Origin of the sequence: Pseudomonas sp. ICMP 460 (assembly GCF_002723595.1) — a bacterium.
GTDB classification, from domain to species: domain Bacteria; phylum Pseudomonadota; class Gammaproteobacteria; order Pseudomonadales; family Pseudomonadaceae; genus Aquipseudomonas; species Aquipseudomonas kitaguniensis.
This window is the reverse complement of sequence record NZ_LKBR01000021.1, coordinates 30,850-46,381: the sequence shown is the minus strand read 5'-3', so window position 1 is coordinate 46,381 and position 15,532 is coordinate 30,850. Positions and strand designations below refer to the sequence as shown.

11 protein-coding genes are annotated in these 15,532 nt (G+C 61.3%); 3 read left to right on the top strand and 8 right to left on the bottom strand.

All coding sequences use genetic code 11. The annotated features are described in order from the left end of the window. Positions 1-317 precede the first annotated feature (317 nt). The 7 genes from AO240_RS15855 to AO240_RS15825 all read right to left on the bottom strand — a co-directional run bounded on the left by AO240_RS15855 (position 318) and on the right by AO240_RS15825 (position 9,850). Complete coding sequence (locus AO240_RS15855) at positions 318-2,021, bottom strand: AMP-binding protein (RefSeq protein ID WP_099237281.1); 1,704 nt, start codon at positions 2,019-2,021, stop codon at positions 318-320. A 43-nt stretch (positions 2,022-2,064) separates the two neighbouring features. Next, the gene (locus AO240_RS15850) at positions 2,065-4,596 is read right to left on the bottom strand and encodes an acyl-CoA dehydrogenase (protein WP_099237279.1); all 2,532 of its coding nucleotides are present in this window, start codon (positions 4,594-4,596) and stop codon (positions 2,065-2,067) included. Positions 4,597-4,654: 58 nt separating this feature from the next. Further along, entirely contained in the window at positions 4,655-6,100 is a 1,446-nt protein-coding gene (locus AO240_RS15845) for an outer membrane protein transport protein (RefSeq protein WP_099237278.1), read from the bottom strand. 99 nt (positions 6,101-6,199) lie between these two features. Next, positions 6,200-6,685 (bottom strand): alkane oxidation protein activator PraB, encoded by a 486-nt coding sequence (gene praB, locus AO240_RS15840; protein ID WP_099237277.1) that lies wholly within the window; start codon positions 6,683-6,685, stop codon positions 6,200-6,202. A gap of 138 nt (positions 6,686-6,823) precedes the next feature. Then, positions 6,824-7,318 (bottom strand): alkane oxidation protein activator PraA, encoded by a 495-nt coding sequence (gene praA / locus AO240_RS15835; protein WP_099237276.1) that lies wholly within the window; start codon positions 7,316-7,318, stop codon positions 6,824-6,826. 45 nt (positions 7,319-7,363) lie between these two features. Then, positions 7,364-8,644 carry an alkane 1-monooxygenase gene (locus tag AO240_RS15830; protein WP_099237275.1) on the bottom strand — a complete coding sequence of 427 codons (1,281 nt, stop codon included), beginning with the start codon at positions 8,642-8,644 and terminating at the stop codon, positions 7,364-7,366. A gap of 192 nt (positions 8,645-8,836) precedes the next feature. Beyond that, positions 8,837-9,850: an alpha/beta fold hydrolase gene (locus tag AO240_RS15825; RefSeq protein WP_099237274.1), complete on the bottom strand. Its 1,014-nt coding sequence runs from the start codon at positions 9,848-9,850 to the stop codon at positions 8,837-8,839. Between the two features lie 194 nt (positions 9,851-10,044). On the opposite strand from AO240_RS15825, the gene AO240_RS15820 reads away from it, so the two are divergent. The 3 genes from AO240_RS15820 to AO240_RS15810 are packed head-to-tail and all read left to right on the top strand — an operon-like array spanning position 10,045 to position 13,334. Then, a complete protein-coding gene (locus tag AO240_RS15820; RefSeq protein WP_099237273.1) occupies positions 10,045-11,583 on the top strand; it encodes an NAD(P)/FAD-dependent oxidoreductase in 1,539 nt (512 codons plus the stop codon). Further along, positions 11,580-12,470, top strand: coding sequence for an SDR family oxidoreductase (locus AO240_RS15815; RefSeq protein WP_099237272.1), 891 nt, complete (start codon positions 11,580-11,582; stop codon positions 12,468-12,470). Before AO240_RS15820 ends, AO240_RS15815 begins: the two co-directional genes overlap by 4 nt. Before the next feature lie 15 nt (positions 12,471-12,485). Then, on the top strand, positions 12,486-13,334 hold the full coding sequence (locus AO240_RS15810; RefSeq protein WP_099237271.1) for a metal-dependent hydrolase: 849 nt from the start codon (positions 12,486-12,488) through the stop codon (positions 13,332-13,334). On the opposite strand, the gene AO240_RS15805 is transcribed toward AO240_RS15810, so the two are convergent. Further along, positions 13,331-15,403 carry an EAL domain-containing protein gene (locus tag AO240_RS15805; protein WP_099237270.1) on the bottom strand — a complete coding sequence of 691 codons (2,073 nt, stop codon included), beginning with the start codon at positions 15,401-15,403 and terminating at the stop codon, positions 13,331-13,333. The two genes, AO240_RS15810 and AO240_RS15805, sit on opposite strands and share 4 nt — an antisense overlap. Between the last annotated feature and the right edge of the window lie 129 nt (positions 15,404-15,532).

The window sequence follows — 15,532 nt, the reverse complement described above, 5'->3', positions numbered from 1 at the left end:
ATCTTGATCTTGATCTTGATCTAAGGCGCCCCGTTAAACCACGCTGGCCGCACGCAGGCTTGAATCCGTGGGTAACCCGGCAGGACGCCGGGTTAGCCGCGCTGGGCCAAGGATGGCCCATCGCGGCGGCCCACGGATTCAAGCCTGCGGGCGGGCACACCGAGCCTAAGCGAGGTGCCGAGTGGTGGGGCAAGAGCGTTTTGGTTACTTTTGACTGGGCCGGCTTCCGGATTTTCAAAAGTGACCCGCCGTAAGGGCGGAACCCCTACCAGCCCTCACAAAAACACCGGATATACACCCCCACTAAAAAAAACAACCTAACGCAACACCCGCCGCAACACCTTGCCCACGGTCGTCTTGGGCAACTCGGTACCGCGAAACTCCACATACCTGGGCACTTTATACCCGGTCAAATACTCCCGGCAGTGCGCCAGAATCTGCTCCTCAGTCACCGCCAAATCCTTAAGCACCACAATAACTTTCACCCGCTGCCCCGCCACCCCGTCGTCCACCCCAATGGCCGCCACCTCGCCCACACCGGGGTGCAGCGCCACCACGTCTTCGATTTCATTGGGGTACACATTAAACCCCGAGACCAGAATCAGGTCCTTTTTACGGTCGACCAAACGGATATACCCACGCGCGTCCATCACACCAATATCACCGGTCGACAACCAACCCTCACCGTCCAACACGTCAGCAGTTTCCTGCGGGCGGTTCCAATACCCCTGCATCACCTGCGGCCCACGCACCTGCAGCTCACCCGGCTCACCGATCTCGGCCAGCTCGCCGTCCTCGCGCACAAAGCGCACCCACGTCGACGGCAAGGGCACACCGATGCTGCCGGTAAATTCCATCTCACGCATACGGGCGATGTCGATGGGGCTGATACTCACCACCGGCGAGCATTCGGTCAGCCCGTAACCTTCAATGATCGGCAGCCCGGTGACCTGCTTCCAACGCTTGGCCACTGCGGTGTGCGTGGCCATGCCGCCGGCGATGACCATGCGCAGGTCAGAGAAGTCCCGCGCGCAAAACTGCTTGTTTTCGAGCAAACCGTTGAACAGCGTATTAACCCCGGCAATCCCGTTAAAGCGCTCTTTGCGCAGGATCATCTGCACGCGTTTCACGTCACGCGGGTTGGCGATCAGGATGTTGCGCCCGCCCAGGCACATGAACATCAGGCAGTTCACCGTAAGCGAAAAGATGTGGTACAGCGGCAGCAAGGTAACGTTGGTTTGCTGCTGCTCCTGGTCCAACTGATCACCCACCCACGCCTTGGCTTGCAACAGGTTGGCGATGATATTGCGGTGGCTGAGCATCACGCCCTTGGCGTCGCCGGTGGTGCCGCCGGTGTATTGCAGGAAGGCCAGGTCCTCGCGGTGCAGGGCTACCGCACGCAGGTTGAGCGCCCGCCCCTGCTTCAGTACGTGGTTGAAGCGCAGCGCGCCTGGCAGGTTGAAAGCGGGCACCTGCTTTTGCACACGGCGCAGGGCAAAGTTCAGCGCCGCGCCTTTAAACGTGCCGAGCAAATCACCGATAGCCGCCACCACCACACGTTTGACGCTGCTGCCATCGATGACTTTTTCAAGGGTGTGGGCGAAGTTTTCAAAGATCACCAAGGTGCAGGCGCCGCTGTCCTTGAGCACGTGTTTGAGTTCATGCGCGGTGTACAGCGGGTTGATGTTGACCACCACCGCACCGGCCAGAATGCTGCCCAACAGGCAGATCGGGTATTGCAAGCAGTTGGGCATCATCAGTGCCACGCGGTCGCCTTTGTTCACGCCCTGGCTCTGTAGCCACGCGGCGAAGGCGATGCCTTGCAGCTTCCACTCGGCATAGCTCATTTCGGTGCCGATGCTGACGTAGGCCACGCGCGCGTGGAATTTATCCAGGTGTTCCAGGAACACCTCGCGCAGCGAGGCGTAGGCCTCGATGTCAGCCTCAATATCCGCCGGCACGCCTGGCAGGTAAGCGCTCAACCAAATCCGTTCGCGGCGTTCCAGGCTGATCGCGTTCATCACAGTCTCCTTGGTGTCAGCCAGGCGCAGAGCGTGGCAACCATTATGGGTTGACGGAGGCCGTTGCGCTTGCGCTGGCCCGGTGCCTGGCGGCAGGTTTGGCCAGCGCCTGCTGGCGCTGCTGCAAGGCCTCAAGCAAGCCGAAGTCCTGCGCGAAGTCGTCGACCTGTATGGCGTAATCGGCGTACTCCACGTAGCGGCTTAACACGTTGTCTTCGTCGTCGCTGATCAACTCCAGCGCCCGCGCCTTGATGCGCCAGCCGGCAAACGCCGTGGCGGAAATCGGCATCGGTTCGATCACGCCTTGCTTGACGGCGGACTTGAGCCGCAACTCGATCCGTTCAACCTGCGGCAACAGGCAAAAGCCCAATTCGCCGTAAGCCAGCTTGTCGATTTCTGCGCGTGGCAGGTAGGCATCAGCCAGCAAGCGCTCGCGGGTTTCGCCCGGCGTTTGCACCACCTCGGCGACTTCAGCCAACAAGCGGTCCGAGGGTTTGCGCAGGGCAATACCGAACGGAAAGCTCAAACCGCGCACCACCACCGCTGCGGCTTTTGAAGGGTAATTGTCGAGCACTTCGGCCAAGGCCTCGTGGGCACGCAACAACGCGTCCTGCGCCGACCAGCGCACCAACGGCAGGTCTGCCTGCGGTCGGCCGTCGTCCTCAAAGCGTTTAAGCACGCAGGACACGATGTACAACTGCGACAGCATATCGCCCAGGCGCCCGGTGATGCTTTCCTTGCGCTTGAGCGCCCCGCCAAGCACGCCCATGGACACATCCGAGAGCAGCGCCAGCACCACCGACAGCCGATTGGCCTGGCGATAGTAAGCCGCCAGCGCCGGGTCGGTGTTGGCCGGTGCGCGCAGCAGGCGCCCGCCGGTCAGCGCATGCACCGCTGCGCGCACGCTGTTGGCGATGACAAAACTGATGTGGCCAAACAGTGCGCTGTCGAAGGCTTCGAGGGCCTTGCGCCGATCCGGGTTGCGCGCGGCTTCCATCTCGCGGAACACGTAGGGATGGCAGCGAATCAGCCCTTGGCCAAAGATGATCAGGCAGCGGGTCATGATGTTCGCGCCCTCCACCGTGATCGCAATCGGGCTTTGCTGGTAGGCGCGGGCGAGGAAGTTATTCGGGCCCATGCAGATGCCTTTGCCCGCGACGATGTCCATGCCGTCGTTGACGATGATCCGCGCGCGCTCGGTGACGTGGTACTTGGCGATGGCCGAGATCACCGAAGGTTTTTCACCGGCATCCAAACACGCCACCGAGACTTTGCGCACCGCATCGCACGCATACAAATGCCCGGCCATGCGCGCCAACGGCGCCTGCACGCCTTCAAATTTGCCGATGGGCAGGCCGAACTGTTTACGCATCGCCGCATAGGCGGTGGTGCCGCGCACGGCGATTTTGCCCAGGCCGACGTTGGCCGATGGCAACGAAATCGCACGCCCGGCCGCCAGGCATTCCATCAACATGCGCCAGCCATTGCCGATTTGTTCGCGGCCGCCGATCACCCATTCCAACGGGATAAACACGTCTTTGCCGGTGGTCGGGCCGTTCTGAAACACCGCGTTCAGCGGCCAGTGGCGACGGCCCGTGTTGACACCGGGATGCGCCGTCGGGATCAACGCGCAGGTGATGCCCAGCGATCCGGGCTGGCCGAGCAAACCGTGCGGGTCTTCGGCGCGAAACGCCAGGCCGAGCACCGTGGCAATTGGGCCAAGGGTGATGTAGCGCTTGTCCCACGTCAGCTTGAAACCCAGCACCGGCTCGCCTTCATGCACGCCGTTGCAGACGATACCGACGTCTGGAATCGCACCGGCATCAGAGCCGGCATACGGGCTGGTCAGCGCAAAGCACGGGATGTCTTCACCGCGCGCCAGTCGCGGCAGGTAGTAGTTGCGCTGGGCATCGGTGCCGTAATGCAGCAGCAGTTCGGCCGGGCCTAAAGAGTTGGGCACCATCACCGAAATCGCCGCCGCCGAGCAGCGTGTCGACAGCTTCATCACCACTTGCGAATGCGCGTAGTGGGAGAAACCCTTGCCGCCGTATTGCTTGGGAATAATCATGCCGAGAAAGCCTGCGTCCTTGGTGTACTGCCAGGCTTGCGGGGCCATGTCTTGCCAGACTTGGGTGGTTTCCCAATCATTGGAAAGGTCGCAGAGTGTTTCGACCTCGTGGTCGAGAAAGCCTTGCTCTTCGGCGCTGAGGCTGGCGGGCGCGGCGTGCAGCAGGCGCTGCCAGTTCGGTGCGCCGCTGAACAATTCGGCGTCCCACCACACGGTGCCGGACTCGATGGCGGCGCGCTCGGTGTCGGACATCGTCGGCATCACCGTGCGAAACAGGCCCAACGCCTTGCGGCTCAACAGCACGCGGCGCAGCGGCTTGATCGCCAACAACAACGCAGGCAGCAGCACCACCAACGCCGCGACGCCAATACCCAGCGCGGCGACCACGTTGAAGGCGTAGCCTGCCGCCAGCCAAATCAGCGCGGCGCACAACCAAAGGCCTGCGGCAGCTTGTCGATACGCCAGCGCAATCGCGGCTGCGCAACCCGCCAATAAACAGATAACCATGGCACACCTCAACGTTAGCCCAACGATGAATCAAGCGGCGCTCAGCGCCGCCACCGCCTCAGAATGCGTAGGTGGCCGACACGCTGACCACGTCGCCGGACGACTCCGCTTTACCGTCCAGTTGGCCGGCGCCGAGGCGGTCGACGTTCTGGGTCTTGAGGTTGACCTTCTCGACAAATTGGTGCGAATACGCCGCATCCACCGACAGCCCCGGCACCGCCTTGATGGCGTAACCGGCACCAAACGCGAGGAAGTAACGGTCGCCATCGGGGATTCGTGGGTCACGCGTCGAGTTGCGTGTGGGCGTCTGGTCATGCGCAACACCGGCGCGCAATGTCAGCGCGTCGGTGGCTTTATAGTCGCCGCCGATGGAGGTCATCCACGCGTTTTTGTAGTTGTAGGGAATCGCCACAATCGTCTCGCCTTGCGATTTGAGCGTCAGGTCCTGGAACGACGACCATTCGGTCCAGGTGGCGCTGACGCCCAGCGTCCAACGGTCGTTGAACTGGTGCACCCAATCCAGCGATGCGGTGGCCGGAATATCCAGTTGGGTACTCGCGTGCGCGCCGTCCGGGAACAACTTCAGGCCGGGGTACGCCAACTCCACCAGGGTTTCGCCATTCGGCCCGATGGGCGCGGTGGTGGCATTCCTGCCGATTGCGTCGGTTCTTATATTGTATTTGCCGGTCAGCTTGTTTTTGATTTTGGCGTGATAGTTCACGCCCAACGTGTCTTTTTCGGTGGGTTTCCAAACCACCCCGCCGAACCAGCCCACAGAAATATTATCGACTTTCACGCGGATCAACGACTCACCCACGCCGGAAGGAAACGCCGAACCGCCCAAGCCTGGCGACACCGCAGCGGCGGCTAACAGGTCAACGTTCTGGCTGACGAAGCCCTGGCTACGCTGAACAATGGCACCACCACCGATAGAAAACTGGTCATTGACCTTGAACGACAGCGAGCCGGTGAGGCCAACCGTCTCGATTTTGGTATCGACGGCAAAGTCACGAAATTTGGAGTTTTCATTCCAGGTTGTGCGCATGCCTTGCGGCACCACCTGGCTGAGGCCGAAGGCAAAACGTTCACCCATGGGGATGACCAGAAAACCGGTCGGCAGCCACGCAGTAAACCCGCCTTGCCCGCCGTTGTTGTTGTTCAACACCGGGTCGCCGGTATTGCCAAGCTCATCCAGCACCGGCGTATGGGTCACCGGGTTGCCGGCATAGTCAAAGGCCTGGCCGCTGTATTTGACCTTGACGCGTGCATAGTCGACCGTTTGCTGCGCAATGCTGGAATCGATAAACGCCATCGCCGCCGGGTTGTTGTACGCAGCACTCGGATCGTTCTTGAACAGCGAGCCGCCACCAAACGCACGGCCCCAGCCCGGCGCGCCGTAGGTGGGCGTGGAGAACCCGCCCGCCTGCACCGGCACGCTGGCGATCAAGCCGCCCAACAGGGCCAGTCCGAGTAACGTGTGCGCGTGTTGTTTGTTGTTATTCATGCGGTACTCCTTATTATTATTCGCCTGCAAGCCCTGCCGATGCCCCACGTGAGGCACCGGACTTTGAACGGGTGATCAGCCCTTCACGGCGTTACGCGCTTACGGGTTAACCGTCAGCGTTGGGGCCACCACACTCAGCGACACCACGCTGCAGTTGCCGCTCAGCGACTGATTGGCTGCCGACAGGGTTTTGGTGCCTGGCGCCCACGCCACTGCAATGGTGGTAGGGCCGCAGTTGGTGGCAGGAACCGAAGTGATCTTGTAGCCGACGTTGGTCACGGTGCCGGTGGTGCCGGTGGCCGCCGTCAACACCCAAGGCAGGTTGGTCAGCGTCGGCAACGCGCACAGCCCGCCGCCGGTCAGCGCTGCGCCGCTGATGGACGCGACACCACCGCTGACGGTGCCGGTAAACGTGATGCCGCAGGTCACGGCTGCGCCGAACGACGAAGGCGACTTGACCACGAGGGTGCCCGGGCTGGTCGAGAACGGCCCTTCCGGGGACACCGACGCCGCACTGGCCAAGGAAGCCGCGCCAACGCACAGAGCAAAGGAGGTGGCACAAACGAGGGTTTTCAAGCTTTTCATTGTTTTTTCCTCACAGGTTATGGCGAGTCATTTCGCCAGGGGTAATGGCCATGAACGAGAGGTCACGGTGAATCTGCAGAACATCCCTTTCCAGCCAAACTTCAATTCAATTACCGCTACAACACTCTTCGGATGCGTTTAATCGAGGACTTTAAAGTTCGCCGGCATCTTGATCGAGACGGACTTGATCATGCAGTCTTTGCCAATCGGTACATTCGTCGCCTGTAACGTTGCGCGGGTGTTATCCCACGTACCCTCGGCCGTCGACGGGCCGCACTTTCCGCCCAAACCAAACGCATGAACCTCCACGCTGATGTTCGACATGGCGCCGCTGTGCTTATCCTTGGCGACTAACACCCACGGCAAGTTGATCGCTTCGACACGGCTGCACTTGAGGCCGCCGTCGAACTCAACATGCTCGACATTCACCGATGCGCCGTCGGCCGCCACCTTGCCGGCCAGCTTGATGGTGCAGTCGGCGCTGATCAGCGCGCCCTTGGAAAAGCTGATCGGCCCTTGCGCGGTAAAGGCGCTGCCGGCGGGCTCGATACGCGCGGCGTGGGCCGAGTGGTAAACCATCAGGCTGAAGGCGGCCAACACGATGTGCGCGGTAAACATGGCAGGGCTTTGCATAATAGCGATGTCCTTCCCTGGAACTTGTTGTTGTCGGGGCAACGTTTAAAACGGTTGGGCACGGTTGCTGTACTTCTTCAGGTACTTCACGCGTTGTGACGGCTGGATATGCGCCAACGTTATATCGCCGCCGTAATGATTAACCACGCGGTGGTCCATGCGCCGGCGCCACAAGTAAGGCACATAGGCCCACACAATCATGCTTGCGTAACCAAACGGAAGTTGCGGCGACTCATCAAAGTGGCGTAACGACTGATAACTGCGCGTGGGGTTGGCGTGGTGGTCGGAATGCCGCTGCAGTTGGAACAGGAAGATATTGGTGACAATGCGGTTACTGTTCCACGAGTGCAGAGGCGAGCAACGTTCATAACGACCGTTGGGCAACGTCTGCCGTTTAAGGCCGTAGTGTTCGACGTAATTCACCACTTCCAGCAGTGACACACCGTAAAGCGCCTGGATAATCAAGAACGGAATCACTGCCGTGCCCAGCCAGGCAATCATCGCGCCCCACAACACCACGCTGTACAGCCACGCGCTGAGCACCGCGTTGTTCCAATGCAATGCCGGCAGGCCGAGTTTGCGCAGGCGTTCGCGCTCAAGGTTGCACGCCGACACCGCACTGAACCACACCGAGCGCGGCAGGAACGCCCAAAAACTTTCGCCCAAACGCGAGCTGGCCGGGTCTTCCGGGGTGGCGACGCGCACGTGGTGGCCACGGTTGTGTTCGGTGTAGAAGTGCCCGTAAAACGTCGGCGCCAGGGTGACCTTGGCCAGCAATACTTCCAACGGTTTGGGTTTGTGCCCCAGCTCGTGCGCGGTGTTGATGGCTATGCCCGTGGCAGCCCCGGTGGACATCGCCATGCCGAGGTAAGTGAAGCCGCTGATTGCGCCGTGCACCTGTGTGCGTGCGGTAACCGCCGCAGCGGTTTGCGCCAGCCAATTCGACGGTTCAAGCGTTGCGCTGGCGCGCAGCAGGCCACCGTTGATGATCCAGTCGATACCGCCAGCGGCCAGCCAGCCGGTAATCACCACGGACAGGATCACCAACAGCACGCCGGTGTAGACGATACAGCGGTAGTAGCGTTGTGATTCGAGCTGGCTGACGGCGGACTCGGGCGGGTTGCTGCGGTCTTCACCGAGCAGGCCGTCGATCAGCGGGATCACGCCGAAGATCACCAGCACGCCGACCCACCACAATGGCTGGAGGCCGGTGCTGATGGCCAGCGCGCCAGACAACAAGGGCGTCGCCAGCGGCAGGATACCCAGCCACCACAGGTGGCGCTTGCCGTCGGTCCAGCGGTGCGCGGTAGCGAGCGTCTGATTCATGCCAGCCTCCGCACGCAGCGGGTCGGCAGGCCAACACAATGACGGGCATTCGAGCAGGCGATAAAAGGCGTTTTTTTCATTATTTTATTCGCTCTTCGGCATTTCAAAAACTGTTTCAAATTTTATATTGAAATATTTTTTTAAATAAATAGCGCGGAATCGTTAGGTCGTCAACTATTTTTCCGAGGCTTTTTAACCTGACTCGGCAGTCTTTTTTTCGACCGTTTGATCAGGTGGCTGAAGCACCGGCCGCACGCGCCTGGCAACCTGTTCCACGAGTGCCGCCACGCGTTCTGTGGCAGTGATCGGCAGCATATGGCCACGCCCTTCGACCACCTGCAGCTTGACGCCCGGCACCTTGCTCGCCAGCGCCTGGCCGTGCTTTTGGAAGTCGAGCACTTTGTCGCGCGCGCCATAAATCAAACCAATCGGCAGGGTCAGTTGCGGGTAGCGCTCGACCATCTGCGGCAGGTGAGCGTTGACCTGGTTGATCTCGGTTGAGGCTGCATAGAAGGTGTTGGGGCGCATGCCGAGCAAGCCGCCGCCGCGTGTGGCGAAGTCTGCCGGCGCGGCATCGGGCGCGAACACAGCCTTGACCACCGACGCTTGGGTCAGCAGGCCAATGGGCAGCGCCAGCGTGTGTGCCAGCCAGCGCCGCAACCACGCCGGGCGCACCGCCAAGCCCAGAAACACCAGCGGCAACCGGCGTTGAGGGTGGGTCAGCGGCGCCACCAGCACCAACCCGCCCACGGCATGCGGATGGTCAAGCGCCAGTGCCAGGGCCAGCGCACCGCCGAGGGAGTGGCCCAGCACCAACGGTTTATCCAGGCCCAGCGCGTTGATAAACGCGGCAATTTGCCGGGCCTGAGCCGGCAGGTCGGCGGCCGTGCCCGCGTGCCGGGTGGAATAGCCCGAACCCGGACGGTCAAGCGTGATCACCCGAAAACGCTTACGCAACTGGCCGGACAAGGCATAGGTCAGGTTGCGACTGTTGCCCATCAGCCCGTGAATCATCACCAGTGGCGGCCCACTGCCCTCCTCGCAGTAATGCAAGCGCTCGCCGCCCACCACCACGAAGCGCCCGTTGATCGGCACCGCCGCTTCAATACGCCGTGTGATCCGGGCGCTGAAGGCCCACAACAGCGCACTTGCGGCGGCCAGCCCGCCCACTGCAGCTCCCGCAGCACTTAACCATTCGACAGCCATCGCTTGGCCCTCTGTTTCCCGGCGCCGTTGCGCTGGCCGGACAGGCTCATAGCGTAGGTGAAATTTTTATATTTAAAATATTTTTTCAAATATTTATTTCATTTTTTGCTGACAATGGTGTTTTATCTAAAGGCAACTGACAAACAGCGAGCACATGCGATGTCCACGAGGCGCTTACTCACGAGGCTCTGCCGATGAATGCCCACCGCGATGCAATCGACATCGCCATCATCGGGTCCGGTTTTGCCGGCCTGTGCATGGCGATCAAACTCAAAGAGGCCGGCTTCACCGACTTCTTTGTCGCCGAACAGGCCGACAGCCTTGGCGGCACGTGGCGCGACAACCATTACCCCGGTTGCGCCTGCGATGTGCAGTCGCACGTGTATTCGTTTTCCTTTGCGCCGAACCCCGACTGGACGCGGCAGTTCGCGCCGCAAGCAGAGATCCGCGCCTACCTTGAGCAATGCGCGCAGCGTTTTGCGCTGGCGCCCTACTTGCGTTTCGGCATGGCCCTGCAACGGGCGGTGTTTGATGAGCGCGAGCAACGCTGGCACCTGAGCTTCAGCGATGGCCGCCAGGTCAGCGCGCGCGTGCTGGTGTCGGGCATGGGCGGCTTGTCGCGCCCGGCGCTGCCGGATATTCCGGGGCTTGCGAGCTTCAAGGGCAAGCGCTTCCATTCCCAGCAGTGGGACCACGCCTATTCGTTGAAGGGCAAACGCGTGGCGGTGATCGGCACCGGCGCCAGTGCGATTCAGTTCGTGCCGCAAATCGCCGCGCAGGTCGCGCATCTGGACGTGTTCCAGCGCACACCGCCGTGGATCATGCCCAAGCCGGACCGGCCGATTTCGCGCGTTGAGCGCTGGGCCTTCAAGCACTTGCCCTTTACGCAACGCCTGGTGCGCGGGGCTTTTTACTGGGCGCTGGAAGGCCGCGTGGTCGGCTTTTCGCTGCACCCGAAACTGATGAAAATGGCGCAGAAAATCGCCCTGCGCCACCTGCACAAGCAAGTGGTGCGCCCTTCCCTGCGCAAAACCCTGACGCCGGACTACACCCTCGGCTGCAAGCGCGTGCTGATCTCCAATGATTACTACCCGGCACTCTCGCGCAGCAACGTCGAGGTAGTGACCGACAGCGTGCTGCGCATCGAAGCCGACGCGGTGATCACCGCCGACGGTATCAAGCACCCGGCCGACTGCCTGATCTTCGGCACCGGCTTTCAGGCTTCCGACCCGTTGCCAAGCGGTTGCATCATCGGCCGCGACGGTATCGACCTGATGCACACCTGGCAACACGGCGCCTACGCCTACAAGGGCACCACCGTGCCGGGCTACCCCAACCTGTTCCTGATTGTCGGGCCGAACACCGGCCTGGGGCACAACTCGATGGTGCTGATGATCGAGGCGCAAGTCAGCTACATTCTTGATGCGCTGCGGCGCATGCAGCAGCAGCGCATCGCCACGCTGGAGGTTAAACCTTCGGTGACGCAGGCCTACAACCAGCACTTGCAAAGCAAACTCAAGCGCAGCATCTGGAACACCGGCGGCTGCCAGAGCTGGTACCTCGACCCGCGCACCGGCAAAAACACCACGCTGTGGCCCGGCTCGACCTGGCGCTTCAAGCAGCTGACCCGGCACTGCGCACTCAAAGACTATGTCGCCCGCCCGCTGCCCGTCACCGCGCCGCCGCGCCCAGACGCGAGGCCGCAGGCCAGCACAGAGGGGAGCCTGTCATGAAGTCATTTAACGGCCGCGTGGCAGCCATCACCGGTGCGGCGTCCGGCATGGGCCGCGCGCTGGCCTTGGCGCTGGCGCGCGAGGGTTGCCACCTGGCCCTGGCAGACAACAACCGCCAGGGGCTCGAACAGACCGTGGCGCTGATCAAGACCGCTACGCTGTCGCCGCTGACCATCACCACGCAGGTGCTGGATGTGTCCGAGCGCCAGGCCATGCAGGATTGGGCCGCACGCTGCGTGGCTGAGCACGGCCAGGTCAACCTGATTTTCAACAATGCCGGGGTGGCGCTGTCGAGCACCGTCGAAGGCGTGGACTACGCCGACCTGGAATGGATAATCGGTATCAATTTCTGGGGCGTGGTGCATGGCACCAAGGCGTTCCTGCCGCACTTGAAAGCCAGCGGCGACGGGCATGTGGTCAACACGTCCAGCGTGTTCGGGCTGTTTGCCCAGCCCGGCATGAGTGGCTACAACGCCAGCAAATTTGCCGTGCGCGGGTTCACCGAATCGTTGCGCCAGGAACTCGACCTGCAACGCTGCGGCGTCTCCGCCACCTGCGTGCACCCCGGCGGCATCCGCACCGACATCTGCCGCAGCAGCCGTATCGACGCGAACATGACCGGCTTTTTGATCCACAGCGAGCAACAGGCCCGCGCCGATTTTGAAAAGCTGTTTATTACCGACGCCGACCACGCCGCCAAGGTGATTCTGCAAGGTGTGCGCAACAACAAACGCCGCGTGCTGATTGGCCGCGACGCGTATTGCCTTGACCTGCTCGCGCGCTGTTTACCCGCCGCCTACCAGGCGCTGGTGGTGTTCACCAGCAAACGCATGGCCGCCAAGCCGCCCAAGCCTGCGTTTGAAACCCATGACAAACCTCATCACTGAACAGGAGCACTAACGATGCTGCCCATCCGTCGCGATGTACGTTTTGCCTTGCCCGCCGAACGCGTCAAAAACTGGCATGAACAAGGGCCATTCATCACGCATTTCTTCAATGCGTTGTCATTGCTGTTTCCCCAGGGCGAGCTGTTTTTCATGGACAGCGTGCGCCACTACCGCCAGCGCATCGACGACCCCGAGTTAAAAAAGCAGATTCAGGGTTTTATCGGTCAAGAAGCCATGCACAGCCGCGAACACGTGGCCTACAACGAGCTGATGCAAGCCGCCGGTCTGCCGGCGCACACGCTGGACCGGCGCCTGAAAACCATCCTCGACCTGCAAAAAAAACACCTGCCGCCCGCCTTCAATCTGGCGGTGACCATCGCCCTTGAGCATTACACCGCAATGCTCGCGGAAATCCTGCTCAGCGACCCCTCGCGTTTTGGCGAGTCGCTCAAGGGTTACCGGCAAATGTGGTACTGGCACGCCCTCGAAGAAACCGAACACAAAGCCGTGGCGTTCGATGTGTGGAACAGCGTAATCAAGCCCGGCCCCGCGCGCTATTTATTGCGCAGCGGGACGATGTTGATCACCACGCTGTTGTTCTGGCTGGTGGTGTTTGATTTTCACCTGCGCCTGTTGATCGCCGACCGCAAGGCCGGTGGGCACGTAAAGGGCTTCTGGCGCATGCTGAAGTTTTTGTACGGGCCCAAGGGTGTGTTCCCGCGCATGCTGCGGCCGTGGCTGCACTACTTCAAACCCGGCTTTCACCCATGGGACCACGACAACCGCGCGCGGCTGGCGGACATTGACAGGCTGGTCGAAGAAATCGAACAGACCCAGCGCGACTACGCCTCGCAGCCCGCTTAAACCTGCGCCGCCGCACGCTCGCGTACAAAGCCCGGCAACTGCTCGCCGGGCAAGGCTTTGCTGAAATACCAGCCCTGAATAAACAACTCAGTGCTGGTGGTCAAAAACGCCAACTGCTCGGCGGTCTCAACGCCTTCGACCACCACGCTGAGGTTCAGCGCCTCACACAGACGCAGCATGCCGGTGAGCACCTGAGCGCCCTTGGGGTCGCGCTGGGCCACCACAAAACTGCGGTCGATCTTGATGAAGTCAACCGGAAATTGGTGCAAATAACTCAACGCGGAAAACCCGGTGCCGAAGTCATCGATATACACCTTGGCGCCAATCGCCTGGAGTTTGTCGATGGTCTGGCGGGTAGCCTGGATGTCGCTGACCAACGCGGCCTCGGTAATTTCCACCGACACCTGCCCATGCGCCTGGGCGAGTATTTCCACGAGGCGGTCGCCGTACACCGTGTCCCTCAGGGTGGCGCTGGAGATATTAATCGTCATCGGCAAGGCAAAGCCGTCCTTTTGCCACTTCACGTACTGGCGCACCGCTTGCGAGGCCACCCACACGTCGACGTCCGGCATCAGCCGCGCCTGCTCCAGCCATTTAAGGAACTCCCACGGCGAATGCACCGTGCCTTGGTTGTCGCGGGCGCGCATCAGCGCTTCGCAGCCGGTACACAACCCCGTGCGGGTCGACACCTGGGGCTGGAATTCGAGGTAGAACTCGTAATCGCTGATCTGCTGGATGCGGCTCAGCTCGTTGGCCTCGCGTGCGCGCGTCTGGTGCGAGGCCAACACCGGGTCCAGCTCAAGCAACCGGCCTTTCTCTTCAAGGCCGCGAAAGGTCATGTCAAACGACTTGAGGTACACCGTGCCGCCTTCACTGGCCTGGCGGTGCAGCGCACGTACATACGGCGCGTACACCAGAGTGCCGATGCCCAGCAGCGCCACTTGCAGCAGCACGGCCGCCACGTCCCCGTGAGTGCTGAGGTAGGCGTTCAGCAGCACCGGCGCATTAAACGGTACGCTGGCCACCGCGGGTGAGACCCAACCGAGGTGCACGACGGTCAATGCCAGCACCGCGTTTAATGCCGGCACCAGCAAAAACGGAATAAACAAACGCGGGTTGAGAATAATCGGCAAGCCGAACAGCAGCACTTCGCTGACGTTGAATAACGACAGCGGCAAACTCGCCATTGCCAGCAAGCGTGTGGACCGGCTCCTGGAAAACAGCAAGATCGCCAACAGCAGGCACAACGCACCGCCGGAACCACCGATAAACGCGAAACAGCCCAGCAAGCCACTGTTGAGCGCGTACTTGACGGGTTCACTCGCGGCCAGCGCGACGCCATTCAGCACCACGGCCTGGTCCAGCACGTCAAACAACGGTTGCAAGGCGTACAGACCGTGAATGCCGAAAAACCACAGCAGCGAATTCATCAAGGTTACGAACAAGCCGCTGCCGTACGGCGACTGCAGCACATCGAGTACCTGTGGCCCTTGCAGTTGCGCCACATAAGGAATCTGCAACAGCGACAACAGCAGCGCGACCAGCACCAACGCCGTTATCACCCCCGGCAGGACCATATTGATCGTGCCACGCAGGTTGTGGCCTACCAGGTCTTCGTTGACCAGGCGGGTCCAGCGAAAGCGGTGCAGCCAGGCAATCGCCGGCACATTCAGCAGTGGCGAAGCGATAGCAATAAACAGCACAAACGTGGCGGCGGCCCTGGGGTAGTCACGCAGCACAAACGTGGCGATCGCCACATGCGCCAGGCACAAAAAGGCCACCGGTAATTGTGGCAGGCGGTACTGGATAGCCAGCATGTAACCAATGGAAGCCGCCACCAACAACGGGATCACTGAGCTGATTTGGTTATGCAGCCCGGAAAAAAAAGCCACCACGTGCGCATCCAGGCCGAGCACCCTGGCGCACTCAGCCAGAATCAAAAAGCCGGTCGACACCAGCAGGCAGGGCAAAATCCATAACAAGCCTTCACGGATAGCCCGCAACGATTCAGTGCTGGCCAAGGCCGCCAGGCGCTGAGTGAGGAAAAGTTTGAACAGCGTTTGCGCCATGACCCGTCCCTCTACCCGTTGCTCCCTGCCCGCAGCAGGCAGCCTCCATCTTCAGCCAAGCTACACGCCCTGATAGCCCCAGCGAAAGGCTTTTACTCGGCACCTTGGAGTATTTTGAAAGAGCACGCC